The 26,712-nt window shown below is 61.3% G+C and carries 20 protein-coding genes, 1 tRNA gene and 2 pseudogenes; 6 read left to right on the top strand and 17 right to left on the bottom strand.

What is annotated here, in order from left to right; translation table 11 throughout:
* Positions 1-234: 234 nt before the first annotated feature.
* The 3 genes from QMX89_RS10455 to QMX89_RS10465 all read right to left on the bottom strand — a co-directional run bounded on the left by QMX89_RS10455 (position 235) and on the right by QMX89_RS10465 (position 3,325).
* On the bottom strand, positions 235-1,017 hold the full coding sequence (locus QMX89_RS10455) for a carbon-nitrogen hydrolase family protein (RefSeq protein WP_049862432.1): 783 nt from the start codon (positions 1,015-1,017) through the stop codon (positions 235-237).
* A 29-nt stretch (positions 1,018-1,046) separates the two neighbouring features.
* Positions 1,047-2,729 (bottom strand): NAD(P)/FAD-dependent oxidoreductase, encoded by a 1,683-nt coding sequence (locus tag QMX89_RS10460; RefSeq protein ID WP_056845300.1) that lies wholly within the window; start codon positions 2,727-2,729, stop codon positions 1,047-1,049.
* Between the two features lie 140 nt (positions 2,730-2,869).
* Positions 2,870-3,325, bottom strand: a complete 456-nt coding sequence (locus QMX89_RS10465) for an Lrp/AsnC family transcriptional regulator (RefSeq protein WP_049862430.1) — start codon at positions 3,323-3,325, stop codon at positions 2,870-2,872.
* Positions 3,326-3,654: 329 nt separating this feature from the next.
* Here QMX89_RS10465 and QMX89_RS10470 point away from each other — a divergent pair, with 329 nt between their 5' ends.
* The 3 genes from QMX89_RS10470 to QMX89_RS10480 all read left to right on the top strand — a co-directional run bounded on the left by QMX89_RS10470 (position 3,655) and on the right by QMX89_RS10480 (position 6,646).
* Complete coding sequence (locus tag QMX89_RS10470) at positions 3,655-5,091, top strand: DUF2723 domain-containing protein (RefSeq protein ID WP_282348091.1); 1,437 nt, start codon at positions 3,655-3,657, stop codon at positions 5,089-5,091.
* 107 nt (positions 5,092-5,198) lie between these two features.
* Entirely contained in the window at positions 5,199-5,450 is a 252-nt protein-coding gene (locus QMX89_RS10475) for a helix-turn-helix domain-containing protein (RefSeq protein WP_049862428.1), read from the top strand.
* Complete coding sequence (locus QMX89_RS10480) at positions 5,450-6,646, top strand: type II toxin-antitoxin system HipA family toxin (RefSeq protein ID WP_056845304.1); 1,197 nt, start codon at positions 5,450-5,452, stop codon at positions 6,644-6,646. Before QMX89_RS10475 ends, QMX89_RS10480 begins: the two co-directional genes overlap by 1 nt.
* Before the next feature lie 19 nt (positions 6,647-6,665).
* Here the strand turns inward: QMX89_RS10480 and QMX89_RS10485 are convergent.
* From QMX89_RS10485 to rpsU, 9 genes and pseudogenes are all read right to left on the bottom strand, one after another.
* Positions 6,666-6,764 (bottom strand): annotated as a pseudogene (locus QMX89_RS10485) (nuclease); the annotation flags it as partial.
* A 40-nt stretch (positions 6,765-6,804) separates the two neighbouring features.
* Positions 6,805-7,620, bottom strand: a complete 816-nt coding sequence (locus tag QMX89_RS10490; protein WP_282348092.1) for a formate/nitrite transporter family protein — start codon at positions 7,618-7,620, stop codon at positions 6,805-6,807.
* Positions 7,621-7,792: 172 nt separating this feature from the next.
* Positions 7,793-8,641 carry a Brp/Blh family beta-carotene 15,15'-dioxygenase gene (locus QMX89_RS10495; RefSeq protein WP_282348093.1) on the bottom strand — a complete coding sequence of 283 codons (849 nt, stop codon included), beginning with the start codon at positions 8,639-8,641 and terminating at the stop codon, positions 7,793-7,795.
* Positions 8,642-8,643: 2 nt separating this feature from the next.
* On the bottom strand, positions 8,644-9,336 hold the full coding sequence (locus tag QMX89_RS10500; RefSeq protein ID WP_192001452.1) for a bacteriorhodopsin: 693 nt from the start codon (positions 9,334-9,336) through the stop codon (positions 8,644-8,646).
* A 299-nt stretch (positions 9,337-9,635) separates the two neighbouring features.
* Positions 9,636-9,712 (bottom strand) — tRNA-Ile (locus tag QMX89_RS10505).
* Between the two features lie 14 nt (positions 9,713-9,726).
* Positions 9,727-12,669 (bottom strand): annotated as a pseudogene (locus tag QMX89_RS10510) (EAL domain-containing protein); the annotation flags it as partial.
* 379 nt (positions 12,670-13,048) lie between these two features.
* Positions 13,049-14,893, bottom strand: coding sequence for an RNA polymerase sigma factor RpoD (gene rpoD, locus QMX89_RS10515; RefSeq protein WP_049862422.1), 1,845 nt, complete (start codon positions 14,891-14,893; stop codon positions 13,049-13,051).
* Between the two features lie 67 nt (positions 14,894-14,960).
* Positions 14,961-16,919, bottom strand: coding sequence for a DNA primase (gene dnaG / locus QMX89_RS10520; RefSeq protein WP_282348095.1), 1,959 nt, complete (start codon positions 16,917-16,919; stop codon positions 14,961-14,963).
* 307 nt (positions 16,920-17,226) lie between these two features.
* Positions 17,227-17,442, bottom strand: coding sequence for a 30S ribosomal protein S21 (rpsU, locus tag QMX89_RS10525; RefSeq protein ID WP_002551877.1), 216 nt, complete (start codon positions 17,440-17,442; stop codon positions 17,227-17,229).
* A 195-nt stretch (positions 17,443-17,637) separates the two neighbouring features.
* Between rpsU and tsaD the strand changes: the two genes are divergently transcribed.
* Positions 17,638-18,663: a tRNA (adenosine(37)-N6)-threonylcarbamoyltransferase complex transferase subunit TsaD gene (gene tsaD / locus QMX89_RS10530; RefSeq protein WP_049862420.1), complete on the top strand. Its 1,026-nt coding sequence runs from the start codon at positions 17,638-17,640 to the stop codon at positions 18,661-18,663.
* Between the two features lie 18 nt (positions 18,664-18,681).
* Here the strand turns inward: tsaD and plsY are convergent, their stop codons facing one another.
* The gene (gene plsY / locus QMX89_RS10535; protein ID WP_049862419.1) at positions 18,682-19,251 is read right to left on the bottom strand and encodes a glycerol-3-phosphate 1-O-acyltransferase PlsY; all 570 of its coding nucleotides are present in this window, start codon (positions 19,249-19,251) and stop codon (positions 18,682-18,684) included.
* 74 nt (positions 19,252-19,325) lie between these two features.
* Here plsY and folB point away from each other — a divergent pair, with 74 nt between their 5' ends.
* Positions 19,326-19,679 carry a dihydroneopterin aldolase gene (gene folB / locus QMX89_RS10540; RefSeq protein WP_282348096.1) on the top strand — a complete coding sequence of 118 codons (354 nt, stop codon included), beginning with the start codon at positions 19,326-19,328 and terminating at the stop codon, positions 19,677-19,679.
* Positions 19,670-20,185 carry a 2-amino-4-hydroxy-6-hydroxymethyldihydropteridine diphosphokinase gene (folK, locus tag QMX89_RS10545; RefSeq protein WP_090360746.1) on the top strand — a complete coding sequence of 172 codons (516 nt, stop codon included), beginning with the start codon at positions 19,670-19,672 and terminating at the stop codon, positions 20,183-20,185. The genes folB and folK overlap by 10 nt, the downstream gene beginning before the upstream one ends.
* Positions 20,186-20,359: 174 nt before the next feature.
* Here folK and QMX89_RS10550 read toward each other — a convergent pair whose 3' ends face one another.
* From QMX89_RS10550 to QMX89_RS10565, 4 genes are all read right to left on the bottom strand, one after another.
* Positions 20,360-21,583, bottom strand: a complete 1,224-nt coding sequence (locus QMX89_RS10550; protein ID WP_282348098.1) for a multifunctional CCA addition/repair protein — start codon at positions 21,581-21,583, stop codon at positions 20,360-20,362.
* Positions 21,584-21,649: 66 nt separating this feature from the next.
* Entirely contained in the window at positions 21,650-23,212 is a 1,563-nt protein-coding gene (locus QMX89_RS10555; RefSeq protein ID WP_056845313.1) for a SpoVR family protein, read from the bottom strand.
* Positions 23,209-24,483 carry a YeaH/YhbH family protein gene (locus QMX89_RS10560; protein ID WP_282348101.1) on the bottom strand — a complete coding sequence of 425 codons (1,275 nt, stop codon included), beginning with the start codon at positions 24,481-24,483 and terminating at the stop codon, positions 23,209-23,211. Before QMX89_RS10560 ends, QMX89_RS10555 begins: the two co-directional genes overlap by 4 nt.
* Positions 24,484-24,587: 104 nt before the next feature.
* Positions 24,588-26,510: a PrkA family serine protein kinase gene (locus tag QMX89_RS10565; RefSeq protein WP_049862413.1), complete on the bottom strand. Its 1,923-nt coding sequence runs from the start codon at positions 26,508-26,510 to the stop codon at positions 24,588-24,590.
* Between the last annotated feature and the right edge of the window lie 202 nt (positions 26,511-26,712).

Raw genomic sequence — 26,712 nt, forward strand, 5'->3', positions numbered from 1 at the left:
ACAGTAAAATCCACACAAAAGCCGACTATTTACCGTCGTCAAAAAAAAACCACCATGGGCCACAAAGCACGCCCATGATGGTTTATTGACATCACTCACTCACTCACTCGCCCGTCCCGCCACACCCCCCATCCCAGTAGGAGCGGTCAGCGGCCGCGAAAAGACACTCCGGTGTGTCAGACAGGCCCCAGTCAAGCTTTCAGGGTCCAAGACCCCGCCTACAAATCGGCAACATCAATAAAGCTCGGTCCGCCTGTCGTTCAGATAGGTGAACGCACTGCGCGCCGACGCCAGGGAGGCCTTGTCCAACGTGCCGACGATCAACGCCTCATCCCGACCTGCCTTGGCAATCTGCTGCCCATCGGCACCGGCAATGCTGCTCAGCCCGCAGTACTCGAACTCCATCTCGTTGCCGCAATAGTTGGCATACGCCACGTAGCACTGATTCTCGAACGCCCGACTGCGCACGGTCACCTCGGCAATGAAACCGTAGGGGACCATATTGGCGGTAGGCACCAGAATCAGCTCCGCCCCAGCAGCGGCCAGCCGACGCGCGTTTTCCGGAAACTCCAGGTCGTAGCAGATCAGCAGGCCCAGCTTCCAGCCATTGAGCTCGAGCACCGCAGGTGCCTGTTCGCCTGCGCTGAACATGGCGCGATCGGCGTCGCCGAACAGGTGGGTCTTGCGGTAGTTGCCCAGGCGCTCTCCGGTGCGGTCGATCAACTGCACCGAGTTGTACACGTTGCCCTGTTCATCCAGCTCCGGGTAGCCGTACACAATGGCCAGGCCGAATTGCCGAGCGATCTGCGCGACCTGTTCGGCGTTGGCACCGTCGCTGGCCTGGGCCAGGTTGCGGGCCACGCCCGCACCGATGTTGTAGCCGCTCAGAAACATCTCTGGCAGTACCAAGAGTTCGACATCCCACTGTGCAGCTTCACGGGCGCGCGCCTGCAAGCGGGCAAGGTTGCCCTCGACGTCGAGCGGTTGGGACGGGCATTGGTACAAGGCTATGCGCATGCGGGCTCCTGTTGCGATCAAGGAAGCGGTCAATCCGACAGGGCAATGGGCCCCAGTTCATCGAAAACGTCCCCAGGCCCGGGGTTTTCCGGGTGAGTGTAGCCGTCGAAGTGGGTCATGATGCCCCACACCGCGTTCAGCGACGTCTGCACCGCGCCTTCGACCCAGGCAGGCGTCCACGACACGTCGTCACCGGCGATGAAGATACCGCGTTGTGCATCAGGCAACGCGCTTTGCATAAAGTGCGCATACATGCGCTGGTTGTAGCGGTAGTGGCCGGGCAGGGCGCCCTTGAAAGCGCCGAGGAAATACGGATCGGCTTCCCATGACACGGTGATCGGGTCGCCGATGATGCGCGCGGCGATGTCGACCTTCGGGTAGATCTTCTTCAAGGCATCCAGGGCCAGCTTGACGCGCTTTTCCACAGGATGGGGAAGCATCTTCAGGGCATCGCTCATCCAGGCATACGACAGGCAGATCACCCCCGGTTTGTCGTCGCCGTGGTCGAACAGGTAGGTGCCACGGGTCAGGCGGTCGGTGAGGGTCATGCTCATCAGATCGCGGCCGGTCTCGGGGTCCTTGTCCTTCCAGAACGGCCGGTCGACCATGACGAAGGTCTTCGAGGACTGCATGTAGCGGGTACGGTCCAGCGCCATCCACATCTTCTGCGAAAACAGCGTTTCCTCGCACTCGATCTGAGTGGTCAGCAACCAGCTCTGGCAGGTGGTCAGCACCGCCGCGTAATGCCGCGTGTCGTCCCAGTGATCGGTAACCGCAAAGCGGCCATCTGCGGCCCGGGCGATCTTCTTCACGCCACCGCGCGGCGCGCCGCGGTGCAGCGACGCCAGGCTGGTGCCGGCAGGCCAGTGGGCACAGCGCTCAGGCACATGCTTCCACAAACCCAATGGCACCTGCTCTACGCCACCGACCACCAGATGCTGGTGATCGTCGCAGTTGGTCATCACCACACGGAAGATTTCCAGCATCGAATTGGGAAAGTCCGAATCCCAGCCGCCGGTGCCGAAACCCACCTGGCCAAACACTTCCCGGTGATGAAACGACAGCTGGGCAAAAGCCTTGGACGTGGCCACGAAATCATAGAAGGTGCGGTCGTCCCACAGCGGCACCAGGGTGTTCCACAGCTCCTTGAGGCGCGGCACGTCGCGGTCGCGGATCGCCTGCTGGATATCGCCGAAACGGGCGCCTTCTTCCAGTGCGTCGGCCCAGGCGTCCGCGACCTCCTGAAACAGCGCCGGCAGGTCGGCCAAGGTCTGGCCGTAATAGGTCTCGCCTTCCAGGTCGATCACCGTGCTGCCCGAGGCCGGGGTCAGCGGGTTGGGGAAGGGCTTGGTCTGCAGGCCGAGCTTGTCGACATAGTGGTAGAACGCGGTAGACGACACCGGGAAACGCATCCCGCCCAATTCAGCGACGATATCCTCGGTGCCTTCGAACTTCTGCGAACGCAGCCGTCCGCCCATTTTCGACGCCTCATAGACCACGGGCCGCAGCCCCAGCTTCATCAGCTCGTAGGCCGCCACTAGGCCGGCGATCCCGGCGCCGACGATGGCCACTTCGGCACCATGGTGGTGTTCGGGAATCACCCCCAGCCCGGCCGGATGCTCGATCCAGTCATCGAAGGCGAAGGGAAAATCCGGACCGAATACGGTGACGGGCTTCTTGCCGTCGGCGGGGTGACGCGAAGTTGGGCTCATGGCGGGACCTTGGCTGAACGAGGAAAACGCAGGTTCATTCTAGGCAAGGGTGATGAGGTTAATAAGACACAAAGTGTCGTCGATCTGACGTTTTATCGGTCGAAAAGACGTGTCGGCGCTGCATTGTGCAAATCGGAGGATCAATCCCGGCGGTCGACCTTGTTGCTGAGGATGATCGACGTCGTGGTTTTCTCCACCCCGTCGACGCTGCCGATCTGGTCCAGCAGTTGGTCCAGTTGCTCTGGCGAGTCGGTACGCAGCCATGCCACGTAATCGAACTCGCCACTCACCGCGCACAGTTGCTGCACCTGCGCCATGCCACTCAGGCGTCGTACCACGTCCTTGCCCGAGCGCGGCTGCACGGTGATGCCGACGTAGGCCTGCAGGCCGCCGTCCAATGCGTGCTGGCCGAGCCGGACACCGTACCCGCTGATGACCCCTGAGCTTTCCAGCCGAGCGAGCCGCGCCGTGACCGTCGTGCGCGCAATGCCCAATCCGCGCGCGAGCATCGCCACACTCTCGCGGGCATTGAGCTGCAGCGCGGCAATCAATTGGCGATCTATGGCATCCAGTGCAAGCGGGTGGCGGTCGGACAAGGCGGGGGCTCCATAGGCAAGTCAGTGGGGCGCATTAGGCCACTTATCGACGCCCGGCTCAAAGCAATGTTGCCAAGGGCGATCCTTCAGGTCTTTCAACCGCTGTTGCTCCTCGTTGCGTTAGTTGAATGGAAAGTTTGACGCAACGGATGAAAAGTCCGCTGCAACCGGCTGTTTCTGGCGTCAGGCGAACGGCAGGCCGAGTGCAGTGGATTGATTAAATTGAAGTGGCAAAACAATTAATCCCTCTATAGTTCGCCTGCCGAACAGAGCCCCTTTCATACCCTGACCAAACAGTCCGCTGCTCGCGGCCATGGAGAGCAAGGAACATGAGTTCAACCCGTGGCATGCACCTGCCCACCGTAGTGGCCGGTCTGATGCTGGCCTGCGCCGTGATCGCCAGCTTCCTGGCCAGCAGTGGTTCGATTCAGTGGATGGACAACGGCCTGATGCTTGCCGAGGCCGCCCACGGCTCGTTCTTCAGCACCTCCCTGGGGCCGGTCAGCCACCCGTTTCACGCACTGGTGAGCCGTGTCGTCCAGGCGCTGCTGGGCATGCACCTGCTCAGCCTGCTCAACGCCATCCTGTTGCTGCCGCTGGCGCTGGTCGTGCATGGCCTGGCAGTTAATGTAGGTGCATCCCGCCATCTGGCGCTGCTGTCAGCCACGGCAACGGTATTGGCCCACGCCGTGTTCTGGGCGTCCACCAAGGCCGAGCCCTATGTGCTGCATGCCGTGCTGATCATCGGGGCCTACTGGCTGTGCTTCGCCACACCCGCGCGACTTGGCGCCACAGCGCGCCTGCTGGCCATCGGTGTGCTCAGTGGACTGGCCCTGGCGATACACCCGCTGACGCTGGTGGTGCTGTTGCCGCTGTACGTGCATCTGGCCATGCAACACAAGCTGCGCCTGCTGCTCGTCCTGCCTGCAATTGCGCTGGGGTTTGCACCCGCTTTGCCCGCTGTCATCTGCGATCTGGACAGCGGCATGAGCCTGTTCGAAATCGCTCGCCGTTACCTGGCCGGTCCCGACCAGTTGGCGATCATTCCCGGCGGCCGCAACGACACGCTGTGGCGTTTCGACGACATGTGGCACGAAAAGAACGCCGTGGTGCTGCTGGGTTTGTCACTGATCGGCCCGCAACTCATTGGCCTGCTCGTGTGGCCGAAAACCCGCGCCCTGCAAGTGCTGTGGGCCGCGCTGCTCCTCAACTTCCTGTTCGCCGTGTCCTACGGCGTATTCGACCGCTTCACCCTGTTCCTGCCCGGCATCGCCCTGGCCAGCATCCTGGGCGTCGCTCACTTGGCCAGGTACCTGCCTGGCAATCGTTTCGGCGTCGCCGCGCTCTACCTTTCGGTCGTGGCCGGGCCGGCGGCCCTGCTGTCGATGTGGGGGCTGTACGCCAATGGCTGGGTCAAGCTGCCGACCCACACCGAAGCGTTGCCGTTTCGCAACGACATCCGCTACTACCTGGTGCCCTACCTGCAGGACCGCTCCGCAGAACAGTTCGCCCGCACCTACGAAACCCTGGTGCCCCCCGGCGCCCTGGTCGTCGCCGACCCGACCCCATTGGGCGCCCTGCGCTCGGCCCAGGCCAACGGCGCGCTACGCGGCCGCATCCTGCAAGGCTGCGAACAGAGCACCAATATCCCGCCCTACCTGAACGGCGCCGGCGCGTTCCTGCCACGCACCAGCTTTTGCAGGAACATTGGCGAGCAGTACCGGCTGCAGGAGAATTTGCTGGGGTTTCGCCTGCAGGCCAAGTAAGTGCTTCCGGAGAAGCCTGAAGGCTGCACTTTGTGTCAGGCGAAGCTTTATTTTCGCGAGGGTTAGGTATACGTTACATTGACCTCAATTTGTTACGTATACAGAACATGGATTACGAGCTCATTGCTACCCGTCTGGGCGCGCAAATCCGGCAACGCCGCCTCAATCGTGGGATGACTCAAGCCCGGCTTGCCGCATTAGCTTTTGTCACACGGCAGAAGGTCATTGCGATCGAGAAGGGCGACCACTCGGTCGGCATGACCGCCTATGCACGCGTGCTTGCTGCGCTGAATTGCGAACTTACGGTCATCCCTGCCGTGCTGCCCACGCTGGATGAAATTCACGGGATATTCGACTGATGCCGTCCCTACTGCAGGTTTCAACCCCGGAAGGAGAGAGCGGAAGAGTGATGCGCAGCGAAGATGACTACATCTTCCGCTATCGCCATGACGCTAGTGCCCACAGGGCGATCAGTTTGCTCATGCCCCCGCGTATGGATGACTACCGCCATCGCGAACTTCATCCCATCTTCCAGATGAATCTGCCTGAGGGTTACGTGCTGGAGCAGCTGCGTAATCGCCTGGCCAAGGTGACAAACGTCGATCCAATGCTACTCCTGGCACTTTCAGGCAGCAGTTCGCCCATCGGGCGAGTCGCAGTCAAATCGCCGGAAGTCGATGCGCTGTTGCAACGCCAGCAGTTCCCCGGAGAAAGGCTGGATGAGATCCTCGCCTGGGATGGCGCGGAGGACATCTTCGCCAGCCTGGTTGATCGGTACATCCTGCGTGCCGGCATCTCAGGGGTGCAACCCAAGGTACTGGTACCTGAGCATCAAAACCACGCGCCGCAGCGATTCACCTCGAAAACGTCCGAACTGATCATCAAGAGCGGCCGAGATGAATTCCCTGGCCTGGCGATCAACGAGTTTCTCTGCATGTCCGTGGCCAAAGCAGCCGGCATCGTCGTGCCGGAATTCTACTTGTCCGATAACACCAAACTGTTCGTCATGCGCCGCTTTGATCGGGACGAGCAGCTCAACCCCATTGGCTTCGAGGACATGACAGCCCTCATGGGCCTAGCTGCCGAACAGAAGTACAGCAAGAGCTACTCGTCCATTGCCAGAGCTATCCGGATGTTCTGCGCCCCTGACCGGATAGAGCATTCACTGTCTCAGCTATTCGCTATCGTGACTCTCAGCTGCATCGTCGGCAACGGCGATGCTCATCTGAAAAACTTCGGACTGCTCTACGCCAATCCCGCCCTAGGCGATGCACGACTTGCACCCGCCTACGACATCGTCAACACCACAGCCTATATCCCTGACGATGTATTGGCACTGGACCTGATCGGCAACAAATCCATGTTTGCCTCGCGGCAGGGGCTGCTGGAGTTCGCCCAGCTCTGTGCTGTAGAGCAGCCGCAAGAAGTTATCCGCACGCAACTGCAGGCGTTGGAGCAGGTGCTGGCGAGCTCGGGTGAGGTGACGGAGCAAGCGCAGCACGTGGTCACTGCAATACAGAAAAGTGCCGATCCGTTCAGGCAAACATTTGGGTAGTTCGCCTTTCGATGCGGAGCTTGGCCCATGGCGATTTGAGCAGCGTGATCAGCAACAGGAGCGGGAGCGCCCAGCTCAGCGTTCCCCAGAGCTGGGCGATGACAGGTGTGAAGTCCATTTCTCAACCTTGATGACAGTATCGATCCAGCCTGGCTGGATTATTTCGGCGTTTGCGCGCCACTGGCCGTGGACGACGCTTCGGAGCCGGTTGCCGTCTTGAAGTACGCCACATGATAGGCCAAGCCGACGAAGACCGCGCCGCCCACGGCGTTACCCAGGAATACCGGCACGAAATTATCGGCGAACTGCGCCCAGCTCAACGCCCCGGCAAAGATCGCCGCCGGTATGACGAACATGTTGGCAACAACGTGCTGGAAGCCGATCGCGACAAAAGCCATCACCGGAAACCACATGCCCACCACCTTGCCGACCACATCCTTGCTCGCGTAGCTGAGCCACACCGCCAGGCACACCAACCAGTTGCAGCCAATACCGGAGATGAACGCCTGCTCGAAACTGGCCGACACCTTGGCATTGGCGATAGCCACGGTCTTGCCCATAAAGGCGCCTTCGGTCAGCCCGACCAAGTGCCCGAAACAGTAGGCGACGAACAGCGCGCCCATCAGGTTGGCCAGCGTCACCAGCGCCCAGTTGCGCAGCAGTTGGCTCAAACCGATACGCCCGGCGAACAGCGCCATGGGCAGGCTCATCATGTTGCCGGTCAACAACTCGCCGCCGGCCAGCACCACGAGAATCAACCCCACCGGAAACACCACAGCGCCCAGCAGGTTACCCAGCGACGCCCAATCACTGGGGATCATGGTGCTCACATGGATGTCGAGAAGAAATCCGAAGGCGATGAAAGCGCCCGCCAGAAATCCAAGGATCATCAACGAAGAGAGGCTCAGGTGAGCTTTCTTGACGCCGCTTTCGACGGCAATTTCGGCAATTTGCTGCGGGGTATTCAAAGACATGGCGGGCTCGCGCGTGATCGTGGGCTGAGCAGGGGGAACGACAAGCTCAGACGGTGCGCGCATCTGTCGCACCGGGTGGTTACGTTACGGAGGGGGGCAAGAAATGGCCAATCGGCTGTTTTGATGGGGTGATTGAGGGGGTTGATGATGCCTTCAATGCTCTGCCGGAAAGCTATCTCCCGACGAGTCGAGTTCCCTCACCGGATTGGCCAGCAGTGCCAGTTGCGGGCAAAAAGCGCGGCAGGATAAGCATGTGTGGCACTGCAAAGGCAGTCAGCACAGCGAACAAGGCACGGGTGCCAGTGTGCTCCTGGAGGAGGAAGAGCAGGCCACCACCCAAGGTGAACAGCGCTGCGCCCAATAGTATTGGCCAGGTGAGCCGTAGATAGGCCGCTAAATCAGGTACGCCCAGCATTCGTTGACGAACCCGGGTCTGGGGCGCGGCATGCAATAGATAGAAACCCAGCGCAAAGCCTACCAGCGGTGGTGCCAGCACTACCCCGAGCAAGGTGGTCGCCAACCAAAGACAGCGTCGTCGGCAGGAAACCAGCAGCAGTATCGGCAGCGCCACGCTGCCAACTGCGGCGAGTAACCACGTCAGCCACTCTGCGAGGGCATTGGATTCGCCCAAGCCCATGCTCAACGCCAGCAACCGAGTGACCTCTGCCTCGTGTATCACCGCCGGGCCACCGACAATGAAAACGCCCAATGCCAGCGAAGTCAGCCGATCGTGAAACACTTCATCCTCGTGGACAAAATGCCAGACCGAGAGCAGCAAGAACAGCAGCAGAGCCGTCCTGCTTGCGAGTTGCCAAAAGACCAGGCAGCCCAGAGCCACCGCCAGATAAGCGCATAAAAAAAACCAGCGCCGGGCCGGTGCCACAAGGTGTAGGTCGCTGACGCCGTGCAAGAGCCCCAAGCCCAGCCCTACGGCCAGCGCAAACGTCAGCTGTCCCGCTCCCCCGCCTACGCTGGCCATTGCGGCGGTCAACAGCAATGCCAACCAGCCGCTTCGGTTCATTCTCAGGCGCCGGAATGAACAAGCGCCGCGCGCAGATTGCGCTCGGAGGTAAAGGCGTAGACAACCTTGGCCAGCACGTCGAGTACCAGAATGATCCAGAGGGTCGCTGCATCGCTGATCGCCCAGATGCCTTCCGGTCCGACGGCAAAGACAACGGGGTAGATCAGCCAGAGCACGGTGAGAAAGCCACTGTTTTTACGATAGGCCGCGCCGATTGCCGGAGACGCGTCGGAAAGCGCCGCCAATGGCTTCCAGATCAGATAGAGCACGCCGACGAATGCGACGCATGACCAGGCGAAGAAGACCCATTTGATGGTGCCATAGAGCGCCAGGGAGGCAACCAGGCCTGTCACTATCATCATTACGTCCAAGGTCACGATGGACGCCACGAAACCGGCCTGACCATCACGCTCGCGAGCCCCCAGATACGCCGAGCTGACAACGCCTGCCAACAGCAGGGGCGTGGTCAGGAGCCAATCGAAGTAGCGAGCGACATAAGTGATGCTGTCGTCCGGCTTGATCAGATTGCCGACACCCAGGTACATGGCGAGATACGCCGTAGCGGCGATAAAGGGAACAGCTGCATGGATCAGCGTATGGCCGCGCAGCGGCCCGCGGTGAGCACCTTTGGCATAGATAGCCAAGGAGGCAAGCGACATGATGACGAAGCCGATGAGCAGAGGTGTCTGTGTCATGGGGATTTATCCAAATGGTCTATGAGATCGCATCGGCAGCCGCGTCCTTGAGAGAACAGGACATTTGCTGGCGTTACAGTCCAGATAGAGGAGTCAACGGATAAATTGGTTCAGGATGTTTCAGCGGTGTCGAAAGCTGCGCTCGCCGATTTGATCAAGGGATCACAAGTCGAAAATCTTTCATGAATCCTCCTCCATGCTGGATCGAGAATTCACCTTGCAGCGTTGCACTACGGGACCGTATTGGAATGATCTCGCCAGAAATAAAAAAAGCCGCGCAAAGCGCGGCTCCAAAATCTTGGTGGGCCCAGCAGGACTCGAACCTGCGACCAAGGGATTATGAGTCCCCTGCTCTAACCAACTGAGCTATAGGCCCCAGAAGGCCGCCGATTATAGCGATGGATTGCAGGGAGTGCTATCCGAAAAATCCGTAAGGCGCATACGAAGAAAGGTCGCGGCGAATCGGTCGGGGGGCAGGGGGAGGCTGACGAGGTAGCCCTGGATCTGCTCGCAGCCTTCGCGGGCCAGGAATGCTTGCTGTGCGGCGGTTTCCACGCCCTCGGCGATAACGGTCAGTTGCATGCTTCGGCCCAAGGCGATGATGGCGCGTACGATCGCGGCGTCGTGGGGGTCGTCGGGCAGGCCGCGGACGAAGGACTGGTCGATCTTGAGGATGTCCAGCGGCAGGCGCTTGAGGTAGCTCAGCGACGAGTAGCCGGTGCCGAAGTCGTCGATGGCCAGTTGCACACCCAGACGCTTGAGCTGATGCAGCACCACCAGTGCTTCCTCGGTCTGGCTCATGATGAAGTTTTCGGTGATCTCCAGTTGCAGCGATTGCGGGCGCAGATCGCTGTCGGCCAGCAGGCCTTCGATGCGCTTGAGCAGGTTGGGTTGGCGCAGTTGCGCGCCGGCCAGGTTGACCGACAGCGGGCCGAACTCGTGGTAGAGCTGTTTCCACTCGCGCAGCTGCCGACAGGCCTGCTCCAGCACCCAATCGCCGAGCTGCAGGATCATGCCGTTCTCTTCGGCCAGCGGAATGAATTGCTCGGGCGGCACGTCGCCGAAGTTGGGGTGCTTCCAGCGGATCAGCGCTTCGGCACCGACCAGCAGATCCGAGTCGATGCTGAACTTGGGCTGGTAGCTCAGGCTCAGCTCATCGCGCTCGATCGCCCGGCGCAGCTCGTGCTCCAGCGCGATGCGCATGGTCGCCCGAGTGGTGAGGTCGCGGGTGTAGCTCTCCACGCGGTTGCGGCCCTTGGCCTTGGAGCGGTACATGGCGGCATCGGCGTTCTTCACCAGGGTGGCGACGTCGGTGCCGTCCTGGGGATACAGGCTGGTGCCGATGCTGGCACTGGTGAAGAACTCATGGTCACCGGCCTGGAAGGGCGCAGCGAAGCAGGCCAGAACCTTGGCGGCAATGTGCTCCGCATCACTGGCGTGGGCCAGGCCCGGCAGCAGAATGATGAACTCGTCGCCGCCCAGGCGCGCCACGGTGTCGATGTCGCGCACCTGTTCCTTGAGGCGCTGGGCGATGCCTTTGAGCAGCAGGTCGCCTACAGGGTGGCCGAGGCTGTCGTTGATGTGCTTGAAGCGGTCCAGGTCCAGGAACAGCACCGCGCCCTGGCCACCGGCTTCGGTCTGGTTGGCCAGGGCAGCGGCCAGACGGCTTTCGAACAGGGTTCGGTTGGGCAGGCCGGTGAGCGGGTCGTGGTGCGCCTGATAGTCCAGCCGCGCCTGAGCGTGCTTGAGGCTGGAGATGTCGGCGAACACGGCGACGAAATGGGTGATGGCCTGTTCGCTGTTGCGTACTGAACTGATGGTCAGCCAACTGGGGTACAGCTCGCCGTTCTTGCGCCGGTTGCAGATCTCGCCCTGCCAATGCCCCTCGGCGGCCAAGCGATGCCACATGGCAATGTAGAACGCACTGTCGTGTTGGCCCGAGGCGAGCAGGCGAGGGGTTTCGCCCAGCACTTCCTGTTCGGAAAAACCGGTGATCTCGGTGAAGGCACGGTTGACCATGCTGATGCGTTGCTGGGTGTCGGTGATCAGCACGCCCTCGGCCGTGCTCTCGAACACCGTCGCGGCCAGGGTCAGCTTGTGCTGCATCTGCTGGCGCTCGGTGATGTCCCGGGCAATGGTCAGCATGCAGGCGTCCCCACCGATGGGCAGCGGTCGCACCGACACCTCACACAGGCGCACCTGGCCATCGATACGCCGGATACGGCAGACGAAGTCACGAACGAAGCCTTGCCGCTGCAGCTTGTCCAGCAGCCGCTTGCGCTCGTTGGGATCGGCCCAGATGCCCAGTTCGAGGGTCGAGCGATCCAGGGACGTCTTGCTCTTGTGCCCGGTCATGATGCTGAAGCCTTCGTTGACTTCGATCAGCAAGCCGTCGCTCTGACGAGTCAGCAGCATGCCATCGGGCGAGGCGTGGAACGCCTTGGCGAACTTTTCTTCGGAAATCTGCAGGCGCTGCTGGGTCTGCTTGAGCTCGCTGATGTCGCGCACCACCACGACCATCGCCGCCGTGGTTTCCAGCTGGAGCGGTTCGGCCGAGAGCAGGCCGGTGAAGCGCTGGCCGTTGTCGCGGCGAAAGGTCATCTCCAGGTTGCGGATGCTGCCGCCCTGCAGGCGCTTGAGCAGTCGCGGCGCGACGCCGTCCACGCCCCAGATGTCGAGCTCCGCTGCACGCCGTCCGACCACCTGTGCCGCCTTGAGGCCGATCTGTTCCTCGAAGGCTTCGTTGACCTCCAGCAGGCAGCCGTCGCTGAGCCGCGCAATGACCAGAATGTCGGGACACTGACGAAACACCGAGGCGAACTTCTGCTCGGACAGGCGCTGGGCTTCTTCGATCTTCTTGGTTTCACTGATGTCGATCATCAGGCCGCGCATCACCGGTCGCTGGTCATGCTTGATCAAGCTGACGATGTCGCGCACCCACAGGCTGCGACCGTCTGCAGTGATCACGCGGTATTCGAGGGAGTGCCCCACCCCTGCAGCGGTCTGCTCGGCGCAGTAATCGCGCGCCCAGCTCGCGTCCTCCGGGTGCAGGATGCGCTGCCAGAAACCGGGCTCCAGCCAGCTCTGCAACGGGTAGCCCAGCAGCGCCTCGGCATGGGGTGAGACGTAGCTGTAGGTGTAGTCGGTCGTGTCGGCTTCCCAGGCGATGGCCGAAAGGCTCTCGATCAGACCGCGGTAATGGTATTCGCTGCTGCGCAGCTCACGTTCCAGAGCGATGCGTTGGCTGATTTCCGACGTCAGACGCCGGTTGATGCGGATCACCACGCCCAGGGCAATGACCAGCATGACCAGGCCGGGCAGGCCGTAGATCAGGGCGGAGTACCAGTCACGGGCGGGCGCAGCATTGGCCGACGAGGCTTGCTGCGTCGTTGGCACACTGGCGTCTGGCGCCGTGGCAAGCAGGGGGCGCGCCTCGGCCACACTCGCAAGCAAAGGCGGATGTTCAACTAGCCCAAGCGGGTAACCAGCGGGAGAAACAGTGTCGGCGATGGCTGCCCCGGCGAGCGAAGTCAGCAGCACAAGTGCCGGCAGTCGATGCATGGCAGCCTCGTTGGACCATCGCAGGAAGGGCCAGTGTAGTCGGGCGCGGCAGCCAGCGGGAAGAGGGGGGCGAACAAACTTTGGGGTCATGGGTCCATCACGCAAAACCCCCGGCAAGGCCGGGGGTTCTGGTGGTGCTCGTCGCTGAGGCTTATTCGTCGAGGAAGGAGCGCAGGTGCTCGCTTCTCGTCGGATGACGCAGCTTGCGCAGCGCCTTGGCTTCGATCTGACGAATACGCTCACGGGTAACATCGAACTGCTTGCCGACTTCCTCGAGGGTGTGGTCGGTGTTCATGTCGATGCCGAAGCGCATGCGCAGCACCTTGGCTTCCCGTGCCGTCAGGCCGCCCAGCACTTCGCGCGTGGCTTCCTTGAGGCTTTCCACGGTGGCCACGTCGATCGGCGACTGCATGGTCGAGTCTTCGATGAAGTCACCCAGATGGGAGTCTTCGTCGTCACCGATCGGCGTCTCCATGGAGATAGGCTCCTTGGCGATCTTCAAGACCTTGCGGATCTTGTCCTCGGGCATCTCCATGCGCTCGCCCAACTCTTCCGGCGTAGGCTCGCGACCCATCTCCTGCAGCATCTGCCGCGAAATGCGGTTCAGCTTGTTGATGGTCTCGATCATGTGCACCGGAATACGGATGGTGCGCGCCTGGTCGGCGATCGAGCGGGTGATGGCCTGACGAATCCACCAGGTGGCGTACGTCGAGAACTTGTACCCGCGACGGTATTCGAACTTGTCCACCGCCTTCATCAAGCCGATGTTGCCTTCCTGAATCAGATCGAGGAATTGCAGGCCACGGTTGGTGTACTTCTTGGCGATCGAGATCACCAGACGCAGGTTGGCTTCGACCATCTCCTTCTTCGCCCGGCGAGCCTTGGCTTCACCGATCGACATGCGACGGTTGATGTCCTTGATCTCGGCGATGGTCAGACCGGTTTCCGCTTCCAGCGCGCTCAGCTTCTGCTGGCAGCGCTGAATGTCGGCCTGCAAGCGACCGATGGCTTCGGCGTACTTAGCCTTGCCGTTGGCCAGAGCATCGCTCCAGGTCTGGTCGACTTCGTTGCCAGGGAACTGGCGCAGGAAGTCGGCGCGCGGCATGCGAGCATCACGAACGCACAACTGCATAATGGCGCGTTCCTGCTGACGCAGGCGATCCAGGGCACCACGAACACGCTCCACCAGGCCTTCGAACTGCTTGGGCACCAGCTTGATCGGCATGAACAGCTCGGCCAGCGCGAGCATCTCGGCGATGCCTTGCTTGCTGTGACGGCCATGCTTCTTCAGCGCTTTCAGGGTAACGGCGAGTTGATCGGACACGGCGCCGAAGCGCTGCTGGGCCACGACCGGATCGGGACCGCTCTCGGTCTCTTCCTCGTCGTCGCTGTCGCTTTCTTCTTCGTCGTCATCCTTGGCGTCGGCCTTGTCGGCCGGTTTCTCGACCGGCGGCGGCACCTCGGCCGGCGGCGCGATGCCGTCGTCCGGATCGATGTAGCCGCTGAGCACGTCGGACAGGCGACCACCCTCGGTGGTCACGCGGTCGTATTCGCTGAGGATATGCTCGACCGTGCCGGGGAAGTGCGCGATCGCGCCCATCACCTCACGGATGCCCTCTTCGATACGTTTGGCGATTTCGATTTCGCCTTCACGCGTGAGCAGCTCGACCGTACCCATTTCGCGCATGTACATGCGCACCGGGTCGGTCGTGCGACCGATGTCGGTTTCGACCGCTGCCAACGCCGCAGCGGCCTCTTCGGCCGCCGCTTCGTCGGTATCGGCTTCGGCCAACAAAAGGGCATCCGCATCCGGAGCACTCTCGAATACGTTGATCCCCATGTCGTTGATCATGCGGATGATGTCTTCCACCTGCTCCGGATCTGAAATATCCTCGGGCAGGTGATCGTTGACCTCCGCGTAAGTCAGGTAGCCCTGCTCACGACCACGGGTGATCAACTCTTTGATGCGAGATTGCTGTTGCGCTTTTCCGGACATAACACCCTATCCACTGAAGGTCTTGGCGGGCAAAAAACAAGCCGAGGATTATACCCGAGCTAGGACCTCACGCGCCAGTTGAGGTCGGGGTTTGTGCGTGAACATTGCGGCTGAGGAGCTCGCGCAGTTGATTCTTTTCCTCTGCGCTCAGTTCACTCTGTCTTGATTTCCTGAGCAAATGCTCGAGACAACGCTCGCGTTGGCGAGCAGACAAGCTAGTTATAGTGTCGAAAAACTGTTGTTCAAGGTTATCAGCATCGATCAGCCATTCTTTCTCGGCCAATGCGCGCAGTAACTTGCCTTGTTCGGTACCGTGCCATCGCGCGATCAACTGCAGAGAGCGTAGCTTGGGATTCTTCTGCAGGGCTTCGAGCAGTGCCACCAGTAGTTGTGCGTGCAGTTGTTCCTCGTCGGCAAAATGACTGACATCCTCCACCTTCTCCGCCAGTTGCGGATAGTGCAGCAGAGTGCGCAGTGCACTGAGCGTGGGCGGCTCCACCGTCACCGGCGTGCGAGGCTGCGGGCGCGGTTCGAAATCACGCTTGCCCTTGCCTTTCCACGGCTTGCCTTCCCATTTCTTGCCGGACGTCTTGGTCGATGTCCATTGTTGCTGTGGTTCGAAGGCCGGCGGCGCATGAAAGTCACTGAAGTCCGGCGAATAACCCGGCATCGAATCGTAATCGGCCATCGGATCGTGACTGGGCGTCGGCGCTGCGGGTGCGTTTTGCACCAGCTGGCTGACGGCCTCGCCACTCAAACCGGTGATCTGGCTCAGGCGATTGCGCATCAGGGTGCGCAGGTTCGCGCCCGGTACCTTGTCGATCAGCGGCGCGGCCAGCGTCGCCATGTGCGCCTTGCCTTCCAGCGAGCGCGGATCGGCTTCTTCGGTCAGTTGCTGGAAAAAATAATCCGCCAGCGGCTGCGCGTGTTGGTTGATGCGAGCCCGGAAGGCGTCGGAGCCTTCGGCGCGCACCAGGGTGTCCGGGTCTTCGCCTTCGGGCAGAAACAGAAAGCGCGCCTTGCGCCCATCCTGCAGGCTCGGCAGCGCAGCTTCCAGCGCCCGCCAGGCGGCGTTGCGGCCGGCCTGGTCGCCGTCGAAGCAGAACAGCACGCTGGGCACCACGCGAAACAAACGCTTGAGGTGCTCCTCGCTGGTGGCCGTGCCCAAGGTCGCGACGGCGTTGCGCAAGCCTTGCTGAGCCAGGGCAATGACATCCATGTAGCCCTCGACGACGATGATCTCGTCGAGGTTGCGGTTGTGCTTGCGCGCCTCGTACAGGCCGTACAGCTCCTGGCCCTTGTGGAACACCGGGGTTTCCGGGGAGTTCAGGTACTTGGGCTTGTCGTCGCCCAGCACCCGGCCGCCGAAGGCGATGACCCGCCCGCGGCTATCTCGGATGGGAAACATCACGCGGTCGCGGAAACGGTCGTAGCGCTTGCCCGAGTCGGCGTTTTCCACCAGCAGGCCCGCATCGATCATGGCTTTCTGCTGAAGGCTGTCGCTGCTCAGGTGCTTGAACAGGTTATCCCAGCCAGGCGGTGCGAAGCCCAGGCCGAAATCGCGCGCGATCTCGCCGGACAGGCCACGGCCCTTGAGGTAGTCGACGGCCGCCCGGCGTTGCGGGTGCCCCTTGAGCGCCAGGCGATAGAACTCTGCAGCGGCTTCCAGTAGCGGATACAGCGGTGAGTCGGTCGGCTGGCGCGGCTTGCTGTTGCGCCCGCTGTCTTCGCGCGGCACTTCCATACCGGCGGCCTTGGCCAGTTCCTCGACGGCCTGGGGAAAGTCCAGGTTGTCGTGGTCCATGATGAAGCCAAGGGCGTTGCCACCGGCGCCGCAGCCGAAACAGTAATAGAACTGCTTGTCGGGGCTGACGCTGAAAGAGGGGGTCTTTTCCTTGTGGAAAGGGCAGCAGGCGGTGTAGTTCTTGCCGGCTTTCTTCATTTGCAGACGTGACTGCACCACATCGACGATGTCAGTGCGGTTGAGCAGGTCGTCGATGAAGCCTTGGGGAATCAGCCCGGCCATGGCGTTCTCTTTATCAGCAGCCCAGGAGCGGAAGTGTACCCATTGGAAATCAGTCTGGCAGGTTTTGCAGCGCTGATTTCTATGTCGGAAACGTCTCTGCGTTCAACGGCGCCTTGGGCAGCAGTCGAAGGAGGGCGTTACCAACGGAATAAGTGTGCTCGTCTGCAGCCTTGCAAGGCTCGTCAGGATGACGTGCACGATCTGGCAATGAAGCCAGTTCTGACGTTTGAGGCGGGGTACTGCGGCAACTGCCGGCAGCCCGGCTGTGGGCCGGGCAAGGCAGAAGCTTGCGACGAACGTCTGTGTATTAGTACAGACGAACGGCGCGGCGCTGTTCGCGCTGGACTTTCTTGGCGTGACGTTTGACAGCGGCTGCTGCCTTGCGCTTACGCTCCGAAGTCGGCTTCTCGTAAAATTCGCGGCTACGAACTTCAGCCAGTACACCGGCTTTTTCGCAGGAGCGCTTGAAACGACGCAGAGCTACGTCGAAGGGTTCGTTCTCTTTAACTTTGACGGCTGGCATCCAGAGCTACCTTCATTCATTACCGGGGTCGACATCTCATGGCAAAAGCGCGCATAAGTACGTCGGTTTTTAAGGGTTGCGGATGTTAACCCTTACCCAGCAGGAATGCAAAGCCTCTGATCGAAAACCGCTGGTCGGTGCCCTGTTCGACGACTATCATGCGCGCCTTCGAATACAGCTCCACAAGGCCTGGCCATGCTAGTACTGGGATTGGAAACGTCCTGCGACGAAACCGGTGTCGCATTATACGACAGTGAACGCGGCTTGCTGGCCGATGCGCTGTTCAGCCAGATCGACCTGCATCGCGCCTATGGCGGGGTGGTGCCTGAGCTTGCCTCGCGCGACCACGTCAAGCGCATGCTGCCGCTGATCCGTCAGGTGTTGGCCGAGGCCGACTGCGCGGCCACCGAGATCGACGCCATCGCCTATACCGCCGGCCCCGGCCTGGTCGGCGCGCTGCTGGTCGGCGCCTCCTGCGCCCAGGCGCTGGCATTCGCCTGGGACATACCGGCGTTGGGCGTGCACCACATGGAAGGCCATCTGCTGGCACCCATGCTGGAAGAGCAACCGCCGCAGTTTCCGTTCGTTGCCCTGCTGGTATCCGGCGGCCATACGCAATTGGTCCAGGTCGACGGCATTGGCCAGTACGCCTTGCTCGGCGAGACCTTGGACGATGCGGCCGGGGAAGCCTTCGACAAGACTGCCAAACTGATCGGCCTGAACTACCCGGGCGGCCCGGAGATTGCCCGCCTGGCCAGACAGGGCGTGGCCGGGCGCTTCACCTTTCCTCGTCCGATGTGCGACCGCCCTGGCCTGGATTTCAGTTTCAGCGGTCTGAAGACCTTCGCGCTCAACACCTGGCAGCAGTGCCGCAGCGCTGGCGATGACGGCGAACAGACTCGCTGCGATATCTCTCTGGCGTTCGAGCAGGCGGTGGTCGATACGCTGACCTACAAATGCCGCCGGGCCTTGAAGCAGACCGGCCTCAAGCGCCTGGTGATCGCCGGTGGGGTGAGTGCCAACCAGTCGTTGCGCCAGGGCCTGGAAAAGATGCTGGGCGAGCTGGGTGGCAACGTCTATTACGCCCGCCCGCAGTTCTGCACCGATAACGGTGCCATGATCGCCTATGCTGGATGTCAGCGTCTGTTGGCCGGGCAGCAGGAAACCCTGGCCATCAGTGTCCAGGCACGTTGGCCGATGGAGCAATTGCCAGCGCTCTGAACGCGCCGGCCAGCCTGCTCAGAAGTGCCGCTCGCGGCCAGCGAACAGATCGCGCAGGTTGCCGCGGTGACGCCAGATGATCAGGATGGTCAGCACGCTCAGGGGCAGCAGTGTCTCTGGGCGTTGCCAGGCCAGCAGCGGCAAGGTCAGTGGCGTGGCGATCAGGGCTGCGAGTGAACTGGTGCGCGTGAGCCGAAAGGTCAGCGCCCAGGCAGCCATGGCCAGCAGCGCGGCAGGCGGGTACAGGCCCAGCAGCAGGCCTGCGGAGGTGGCCACGCCCTTGCCGCCCTTGAAGCGGAAATACAGCGGAAACAGGTGGCCGATCACCGCGCAGAGCCCGATCCAGGCTTGCTGTGCGAGCGTCATCCCGGCTTGCGCGGCAATCAGTACCGGCAGCAAACCCTTGCACAAGTCGCCCAGCAGAGTGAGGATGGCGAGCTTTTTACCGGCCAGGCGTAGCATGTTGGTCGCGCCGGCGTTGCCCGAACCGCTCATTCGCGGGTCGGGAGTGCCCGTCGCGCGGCTGAGCACGATAGCGAAGGACAGCGAGCCGAGCAGGTAGGCGCCAAGCGCCAGCAACCAGAACATGCTTTATTTCCGGGTAGGGAAACCCTTGATTCTAACGGCGCCAGGCGCCCTTGTCGTGCTGCGGAGTGAAGTGCTTGGACAGAGTGTTTATCGAAGGCCTGGAAGTCGACACGGTGATCGGCGCCTATGATTGGGAGCGTGACATTCGTCAGTGCCTGCGTCTGGACCTGATATTCGCCTGGGACAACCGTCCGGCTGCCGCGGGCGACGATCTGACGCTCGCGCTGGACTACGCGACCGTCTCGCAGCGCATCCAGGCCTTTGCCGCCCAGGCGCGCTTCGAGCTGGTCGAGACCTTCGCCGAGCGCCTTGCCCAATTGCTGATGAGCGAATTCGGTATTCCCTGGCTGCGGCTCAAAGTCACCAAGCCGGGTGCCGTCGCGGCGGCGCAGGGTGTGGGCGTGGAGATCGAGCGCGGATGTCGCTGAATCGAATCTATCTGGGACTGGGCAGCAACGTCGATCGCCAGCGTCATCTGTGCGCCGGCCTCGACGCGTTGGCCGCCTTCCTCGTGGACCTGCGCTGCTCGGCCGTATTCGAAAGCCAGCCGGTGGGCATCAAGAGCGGCCCGTTCTTCAACCTGGTGGTCACCGCGCTGACCGATCTGCCGTTGGCGGAGCTGGACCGTCGGCTGAAATTCATCGAGGCCGACAATGGCCGCTACGCCCCGGACCGCAAGGGGCTGCCGCTGGATATCGATGTATTGTTGTACGCCGACCTGGTCGGCAACTTCGATGGGCTGATATTGCCGCGTGCCGAAATTCTGAAAAACGCGTTCGTCCTGTGGCCATTGGCGCTGATTGCGCCAGAGTTGGTGCATCCGGGTACAGGCGTGAGTCTTGGCCGGTTGTGGCGCGAGGCGAGTATCGACCAGGTATTGGCGCCTGTCCCCTTCGAATGGCGCGGACAGCAGTTGACCCCTGCCACGCTTTAGATCGCTCGCGCCTTCTTCGCGGGCAGAGACCCGCTCCCACAGGGAAGTGGGATCACCTGTGGCTCCCATGGGGAAGTGGGATCACCTGTGGCTTCCATGGTGAAGTGGGATCACCTGTGGGAGCGGGTCTCTGCCCGCGAAGAGGCCCGCAAAGCCACCCTCAACCATCACCATTCAAACGCCCGCCTTGTACTCCTTCAACACCTCCAACCGTGCCCGTTTCAACGCTTCACCCAGCGCCTGCCCCTTGAACCCCTGGGCAACCAGCGGCTGTACCGCCACCCCCCGCGCCGCCGCAGCTGCACCGCGCAGATAATCTGCCTGAGGGTACTCTCGCCCCTCGAACCCCAACCGTCCACGCGCGTCCATTTCGCACGCCATGATGAAATCCTCGAAGCGCTGGGGACGCCGGTACACGTCGAAGTTCTGCAACAGTTCCAGCAAGGTCGACGGTTTGAGCTCCAGAGCCCGATGCCCATGGGTGTGGTATTCACCCACAAGCACCGCCAGTTCCTGGCAATCCTTGGGCACCTTGAAGCGCTCGTTAACCGCCTTGATCAACTTCACGCCGCGCTGCTCGTGAGCGATATGCCGCGGCCACTCGCTGGGTCGCGTGGTGCCCTTGCCCAGATCGTGCAACAGACACGCCCAGCGCACGGTCAGCGGCTGCTCATGCCGCGCGGCCTGTTCCAGCACGCTCAAGGTATGCACCCCGGTGTCGATCTCCGGATGATGAGCAGGCGGTTGCGGTACGCCGAACAACGCGTCCACTTCGGGGAGCAATTGTTCCAATGCTCCGCAGTCGCGCAGCACCTGAATGAACACTTGTGGATGCGCTTCCAACAGCGCCCGGGAAATTTCCTTCCAACTGCGTTCGGCCGTCAGGGCCTGCAACTCGCCCGATTCACTCAGTTGACGCATCAATTGCAAGGTCGGTTCGGCCACTTGAAAACCCAGTCCGGCATAGCGGGCAGCGAAGCGTGCAACCCGCAATACGCGCAGGGGATCTTCGATGAAAGCGGGGGAGACGTGCTTGAGCAGGCGGTCATGCAGGTCTTGCTGGCCACCGTAGGGATCGATGATCCGACCTTCGTCGTCCTCGGCCATGGCATTGATGGTCAAGTCGCGCCGCGACAGGTCCTCCTCCAGGGTTACGTCCGGGCTGGCGTGGAATACGAAACCACCGTAGCCGCGGCCGCTTTTGCGCTCGGTACGCGCTAGGGCATATTCTTCGCCGGTCTGCGGATGCAGAAACACCGGGAAATCGCTGCCGACCGGCCGGTACCCGTCAGCGAGCATTCGTTCCGCGCTGGCACCCACGACCACGCGATCGATGTCGGTGACAGGTATACCCAGAAGGCGATCGCGCACCGCGCCGCCCACTTCATAGATCTTCATTGCAACACCTCCGATGGCCGCGAAGGATAACACCAAGCCACCGAAGGTTTGCCCAGTGCGCCGGCCTCAGAGGTGCACGACGTTGAGGTCCGCCCGCCCATGGCTGCCGTCCGTGTGCTCGTTGCGCGGCGGCACGTGGTGCGTCTTGACCAGTTGATCGCCCTGCAGCGTCTCCAGATGGATGTCGAAGCCCCACAAACGGTGCAGGTGCTTGAGCACTTCCTCGGTGGATTCACCCAGCGGCTTGCGGTCGTGTTGCTGATGGCGCAGGGTCAATGAGCGGTCACCGCGTCGATCGATGCTCCAGATCTGCACGTTGGGCTCGCGGTTGCCCAGGTTGTATTGCGCCGCCAGGGTCTCGCGGATCGTGCGATAGCCGTTCTCGTCGTGGATCGCCGGCACCAGCAGTTCGTCGCGCTGGTCGTCGTCCATGATGCTGAACAGCTTCAGGTCGCGGATGACCTTGGGCGACAGGTACTGCAGGATGAAGCTCTCGTCCTTGAAGCTGCTCATGGCGAACTTGATCGTCGACAGCCAGTCACTGCCGGCAATCTCGGGAAACCAGCGGCGATCCTCGTCGTCCGGGTGTTCGCACATGCGCCGTATGTCCCGGTACATGGCAAAACCCAGCGCATAGGGGTTGATACCGTTGTAGTAGGGGCTGTCGAAACCCGGCTGGAACACCACGCTGGTGTGCGACTGCAGAAACTCCATCATGAAACCGTCGGTGACCAGGCCCTCGTCGTAGAGGTCGTTCATCAGGGTGTAGTGCCAGAACGTCGCCCAGCCTTCGTTCATCACCTGGGTCTGGCGCTGGGGATAGAAGTACTGCGCGATCTTGCGCACGATCCTGACGATCTCGCGTTGCCATGGCTCGAGCAACGGCGCGTGTTTCTCGATGAAGTAGAGGATGTTCTCCTGCGGCTCGGCCGGAAACCGGGCGTTGTCCTCCTCGCGGTTCTTGTCGGCGCCCTTGGGGATGGTGCGCCACAGATCGTTGATCTGGCGCTGCAGGTGTTCCTCGCGGTCGGCCTGGCGGCGACGTTCCTCCTCGGCGGAAATCGGATACGGACGCTTGTAGCGATCGACACCGTAGTTCATCAACGCGTGGCAGGAGTCGAGCAGGTCTTCCACGGCATCGATACCATGCCGCTCTTCGCACTTCATGATGTAGGACTTGGCGAACACCAGGTAATCGATGATCGAACTGGCGTCGGTCCAGGTGCGGAACAGGTAGTTGCCCTTGAAGAAACTGTTGTGCCCATAGCAGGCGTGAGCCACCACCAGCGCCTGCATGCAGATGGTGTTCTCTTCCATCAGGTAGGCGATGCACGGATCGGAGTTGATGACGATCTCGTAGGCCAGCCCCATCTGACCGCGCGTGTAGGATTTCTCGGTACTGAGAAAGTGTTTGCCGTAGGACCAATGGTGATAGCCCAGCGGCATGCCGACCGAAGCATACGCATCCATCATCTGCTCGGCCGTGATCACCTCGATCTGGTTGGGGTAGGTGTCCAGCGCATAGCGCTCGGCGATGCGGCTGATTTCCCGGTCATAGGTCTGGATGAGCTCGAACGTCCATTCCGAGCCCGTGGAGATGGGTTGACGCTTCTGCTCTCTGGCGGTCATGTCGCTAACCTGCGCTGGAAGAGTTCACGGAAGACCGGATAGATATCCCCGGCCGACACCAGCTGTTGCTGGGCGAACGTATCGGCGAACGAATCGCTGATGCGCTCGTATTCGTACCACAGCGCCTGATGTTCGCGCGGCGTGATCTCCACATAGGTGTAGTACTGCACGAACGGCATGATCTGCTTGGTGAGGATTTCCCGACAGATGGGCGAGTCGTCGTTCCAGTTGTCGCCGTCCGAGGCCTGGGCGGCATAGATGTTCCATTCGTTGGTCGGGTAGCGCGCCGCCATGATTTCCTGCATCAGCTTCAACGCGCTGGAAACGATGGTGCCGCCAGTCTCGCGGGAGTAGAAGAATTCTTCTTCGTCGACTTCGCGGGCGCTGGTGTGGTGGCGGATGAATACCACCTCGATCTTGTCGTAGTTACGCTTGAGGAACAGGTACAGCAGGATGAAGAACCGCTTGGCGATGTCCTTGGTCGCCTGAGTCATGGAACCGGACACATCCATGAGGCAGAACATCACTGCCTTGGAGCTTGGGTTGGGGTGTTTGACCAGCAGGTTGTACTTCACGTCGAAAGTGTCGAGGAAGGGCACTCGATGGATGCGGGCGCTGAGCTTCTCGATTTCCCCCATCAGGGCCTGGATGTCACCAAAGTTGTCTGGCTCTTCGATCTTCAGGCGTTCGAGTTCGAGTTTGGCCGCCTTGAGCTTGGCGCGGCTGCTGCCCGAGAGCGCGATGCGCCGCGCGTGGGCGGAACGCAGGGTGCGGATGATGTTGATGCGTGAGGGGTTGCCCTCGTTGCTGATCCCGGCGCGTACCGTCTTGTAGGTGTCGGTACCGCTGAGGTTGCGCTTGACCAGGTTGGGCAGTTCGAGGTCTTCGAACATGAATTCGAGGAATTCTTCCTGGGTGATCTGGAACACGAACTCGTCCATGCCTTCGCCGGAGTTGCCCGCCTTTCCAGGCCCTTTGCCGCCACCCCCACCGCCTTGGGGGCGAGCGATGTGTTCACCGGCCGTGAACTCCTTGTTGCCGGGGTGCACCACGGTCTGCTGGCCACCACGGCCGTGATGCAGCACCGGTTCGTCGATGTCGCGACCGGGAATGCTGATCTGCTCGCCGTGTTCCATGTCGGTGATGGAGCGGCGGCCGACCGCTTCTTCCACGGCCTTCTTGATGTGATCACGGTAACGCCGCAGAAATCGCTGGCGGTTCACCGTGCTCTTGTTCTTGCCATTGAGGCGTCGGTCGATCACATAGCTCATTAGGCCTCCGGGCAGCCTGGCTGCAAGCCACAAGTCGAGAGCGGCGAGGCGCCCGGACGGTCATGTCCGTCCGGGCCCTTCGCTGCCTGAAGCTTACCGCGCGATCACTGCGACTTCCTGACCCGCAGATACCACTCGGACAGCAGGCGTACCTGCTTGTCGGTATAGCCACGCTCGACCATGCGAGTGACGAAATCGTTGTGTTTCTGCTGGTCCTCCTTGCTGGCCTTGGCGTTGAAGCTGATGACCGGAAGCAGATCCTCGGTGTTGGAGAACATCTTCTTCTCGATCACCACGCGCAGCTTCTCGTAGCTGAGCCAGGTTGGGTTCTTGCCATTGTTGTTGGCGCGGGCGCGCAACACGAAGTTGACGATCTCGTTGCGGAAATCCTTCGGATTGCTGATGCCGGCCGGCTTCTCGATCTTCTCCAGTTCTTCGTTGAGAGCCACACGGTTGAGGATTTCTCCGGTTTCCGGATCGCGGTATTCCTGATCCTGAATCCAGAAATCGGCGTACAGCACGTAACGGTCGAAGATGTTCTGGCCGTACTCGCTGTAGGACTCCAGGTACGCGGTCTGGATCTCCTTGCCGATGAACTCGATGTAGCGCGGAGCCAGGTATTCCTTGAGGAAACGCAGGTAGCGCTCACGCACCTCGGCAGGGAACTGCTCCTGCTCGATCTGCTGCTCCAGTACGTAAAGCAGATGCACCGGGTTGGCGGCGATTTCGTGTGGATCGAAGTTGAACACCTTGGACAGGATCTTGAACGCGAAGCGCGTCGACAGACCATTCATCCCTTCGTCCACACCTGCTGTGTCGCGGTACTCCTGGATCGACTTGGCCTTGGGATCGGTGTCCTTGAGGTTTTCGCCGTCGTAGACGCGCATCTTCGAGTAGATGTTGGAGTTATCCGGCTCCTTGAGCCGCGACAGGGTGGTGAACTGGGCGAGCATCTTCAGGGTGTCGGGTGCGCAGTGGGCCTTGGACAGCGAACTGTTGAACAGCAGCTTGTCGTAGATCTTGATCTCGTCGCTCACGCGCAGGCAGTACGGCACTTTGACGATGTAGATCCGGTCGATGAACGCCTCGTTGTTCTTGTTGTTGCGGAAGCTGTGCCATTCCGATTCGTTGGAGTGCGCAAGCAGGATGCCGGAGTAGGGAATCGCGCCCAGGCCTTCGGTGCTGTTGTAGTTGCCTTCCTGAGTGGCAGTCAGCAACGGATGGAGCACCTTGATCGGCGCCTTGAACATCTCGACGAACTCCATCAGCCCCTGGTTGGCGCGACACAGGGCACCGGAGTAGCTGTAGGCGTCGGCGTCGTTCTGCGGGTATTCCTCCAGCTTGCGGATGTCCACCTTGCCCACCAGCGCGGAAATGTCCTGGTTGTTCTCGTCCCCCGGCTCGGTCTTGGCCACGGCGATCTGGTTGAGGATGGAAGGATAGAGCTTGACCACGCGGAACTGGCTGATGTCGCCGCCGAATTCAGCCAGGCGCTTGGTCGCCCAAGGCGACATGATGGTACTCAGGTAGCGCTGCGGAATGCCGAAGTCTTCCTCCAGGATCGCGCCGTCCTCGGTGGCATTGAACAGGCCCAGGGGCGACTCGAACACCGGCGAGCCCTTGATGGCATAGAACGGCACCTTCTCGATCAACTGCTTTAGCTTCTCGGCCAGCGACGACTTGCCGCCACCGACCGGGCCGAGCAGGTACAGGATCTGTTTCTTTTCTTCCAGACCCTGTGCAGCATGGCGGAAGTACGACACGATCTGGTCGATGCATTCCTCCATGCCGTGAAAGTCTTCGAAGGCGGGGTAGCGGCGGATCACCTTGTTGGAAAAGATGCGCGACAGCCTGGAATTGGTCGAAGTATCGAGCAATTCGGGCTCCCCGATCGCCATCAGTATCCGCTCGGCGGCGGAGGCGTAGGTGCTACGGTCCTTTTTGCACAGCTCGAGGTACTCCTGTAATGAGAGCTCTTCCTGGCGTGTGGATTCGAAGCGTTGTTGGAAGTGGCTAAAAATACTCATGACGTCACCTCGCTCGATACGTGGAGCCGACGTCGGATCACTCAGTTGATGCTGGCGGTCACCTGAACCCCTTGGTGGCCGTATACCCCCCAGAACACCCATGTAGTCTTTACCGATTGACCCGCGCGCCGGTGTACCGGCTCTCCCCTGTTATGGATGGCCTGAGCTAAAGGATAGTTGGTAATCGGGGACTTCAAGGGCG

Origin of the sequence: Pseudomonas sp. PS01301, from assembly GCF_029960215.1 — a bacterium.
Taxonomy (GTDB): Bacteria; Pseudomonadota; Gammaproteobacteria; order Pseudomonadales; family Pseudomonadaceae; genus Aquipseudomonas; species Aquipseudomonas coleopterorum.

What these genes read in the sequence shown, in the direction of transcription:
- QMX89_RS10455 (WP_049862432.1), bottom strand. Translation starts at nt 1,017, where the DNA reads ATGCGCATAGCCTTGTACCAATGCCCGTCCCAACCGCTCGACGTCGAG.
- QMX89_RS10460 (WP_056845300.1), bottom strand. Translation starts at nt 2,729, where the DNA reads ATGAGCCCAACTTCGCGTCACCCCGCCGACGGCAAGAAGCCCGTCACC.
- QMX89_RS10470 (WP_282348091.1), top strand. Translation starts at nt 3,655, where the DNA reads ATGAGTTCAACCCGTGGCATGCACCTGCCCACCGTAGTGGCCGGTCTG.
- QMX89_RS10475 (WP_049862428.1), top strand. Translation starts at nt 5,199, where the DNA reads ATGGATTACGAGCTCATTGCTACCCGTCTGGGCGCGCAAATCCGGCAA.
- QMX89_RS10480 (WP_056845304.1), top strand. Translation starts at nt 5,450, where the DNA reads ATGCCGTCCCTACTGCAGGTTTCAACCCCGGAAGGAGAGAGCGGAAGA.
- QMX89_RS10490 (WP_282348092.1), bottom strand. Translation starts at nt 7,620, where the DNA reads ATGTCTTTGAATACCCCGCAGCAAATTGCCGAAATTGCCGTCGAAAGC.
- QMX89_RS10495 (WP_282348093.1), bottom strand. Translation starts at nt 8,641, where the DNA reads ATGAACCGAAGCGGCTGGTTGGCATTGCTGTTGACCGCCGCAATGGCC.
- QMX89_RS10500 (WP_192001452.1), bottom strand. Translation starts at nt 9,336, where the DNA reads ATGACACAGACACCTCTGCTCATCGGCTTCGTCATCATGTCGCTTGCC.
- rpoD (WP_049862422.1), bottom strand. Translation starts at nt 14,893, where the DNA reads ATGTCCGGAAAAGCGCAACAGCAATCTCGCATCAAAGAGTTGATCACC.
- dnaG (WP_282348095.1), bottom strand. Translation starts at nt 16,919, where the DNA reads ATGGCCGGGCTGATTCCCCAAGGCTTCATCGACGACCTGCTCAACCGC.
- rpsU (WP_002551877.1), bottom strand. Translation starts at nt 17,442, where the DNA reads ATGCCAGCCGTCAAAGTTAAAGAGAACGAACCCTTCGACGTAGCTCTG.
- tsaD (WP_049862420.1), top strand. Translation starts at nt 17,638, where the DNA reads ATGCTAGTACTGGGATTGGAAACGTCCTGCGACGAAACCGGTGTCGCA.
- plsY (WP_049862419.1), bottom strand. Translation starts at nt 19,251, where the DNA reads ATGTTCTGGTTGCTGGCGCTTGGCGCCTACCTGCTCGGCTCGCTGTCC.
- folK (WP_090360746.1), top strand. Translation starts at nt 19,670, where the DNA reads ATGTCGCTGAATCGAATCTATCTGGGACTGGGCAGCAACGTCGATCGC.
- QMX89_RS10550 (WP_282348098.1), bottom strand. Translation starts at nt 21,583, where the DNA reads ATGAAGATCTATGAAGTGGGCGGCGCGGTGCGCGATCGCCTTCTGGGT.
- QMX89_RS10555 (WP_056845313.1), bottom strand. Translation starts at nt 23,212, where the DNA reads ATGACCGCCAGAGAGCAGAAGCGTCAACCCATCTCCACGGGCTCGGAA.
- QMX89_RS10560 (WP_282348101.1), bottom strand. Translation starts at nt 24,483, where the DNA reads ATGAGCTATGTGATCGACCGACGCCTCAATGGCAAGAACAAGAGCACG.
- QMX89_RS10565 (WP_049862413.1), bottom strand. Translation starts at nt 26,510, where the DNA reads ATGAGTATTTTTAGCCACTTCCAACAACGCTTCGAATCCACACGCCAG.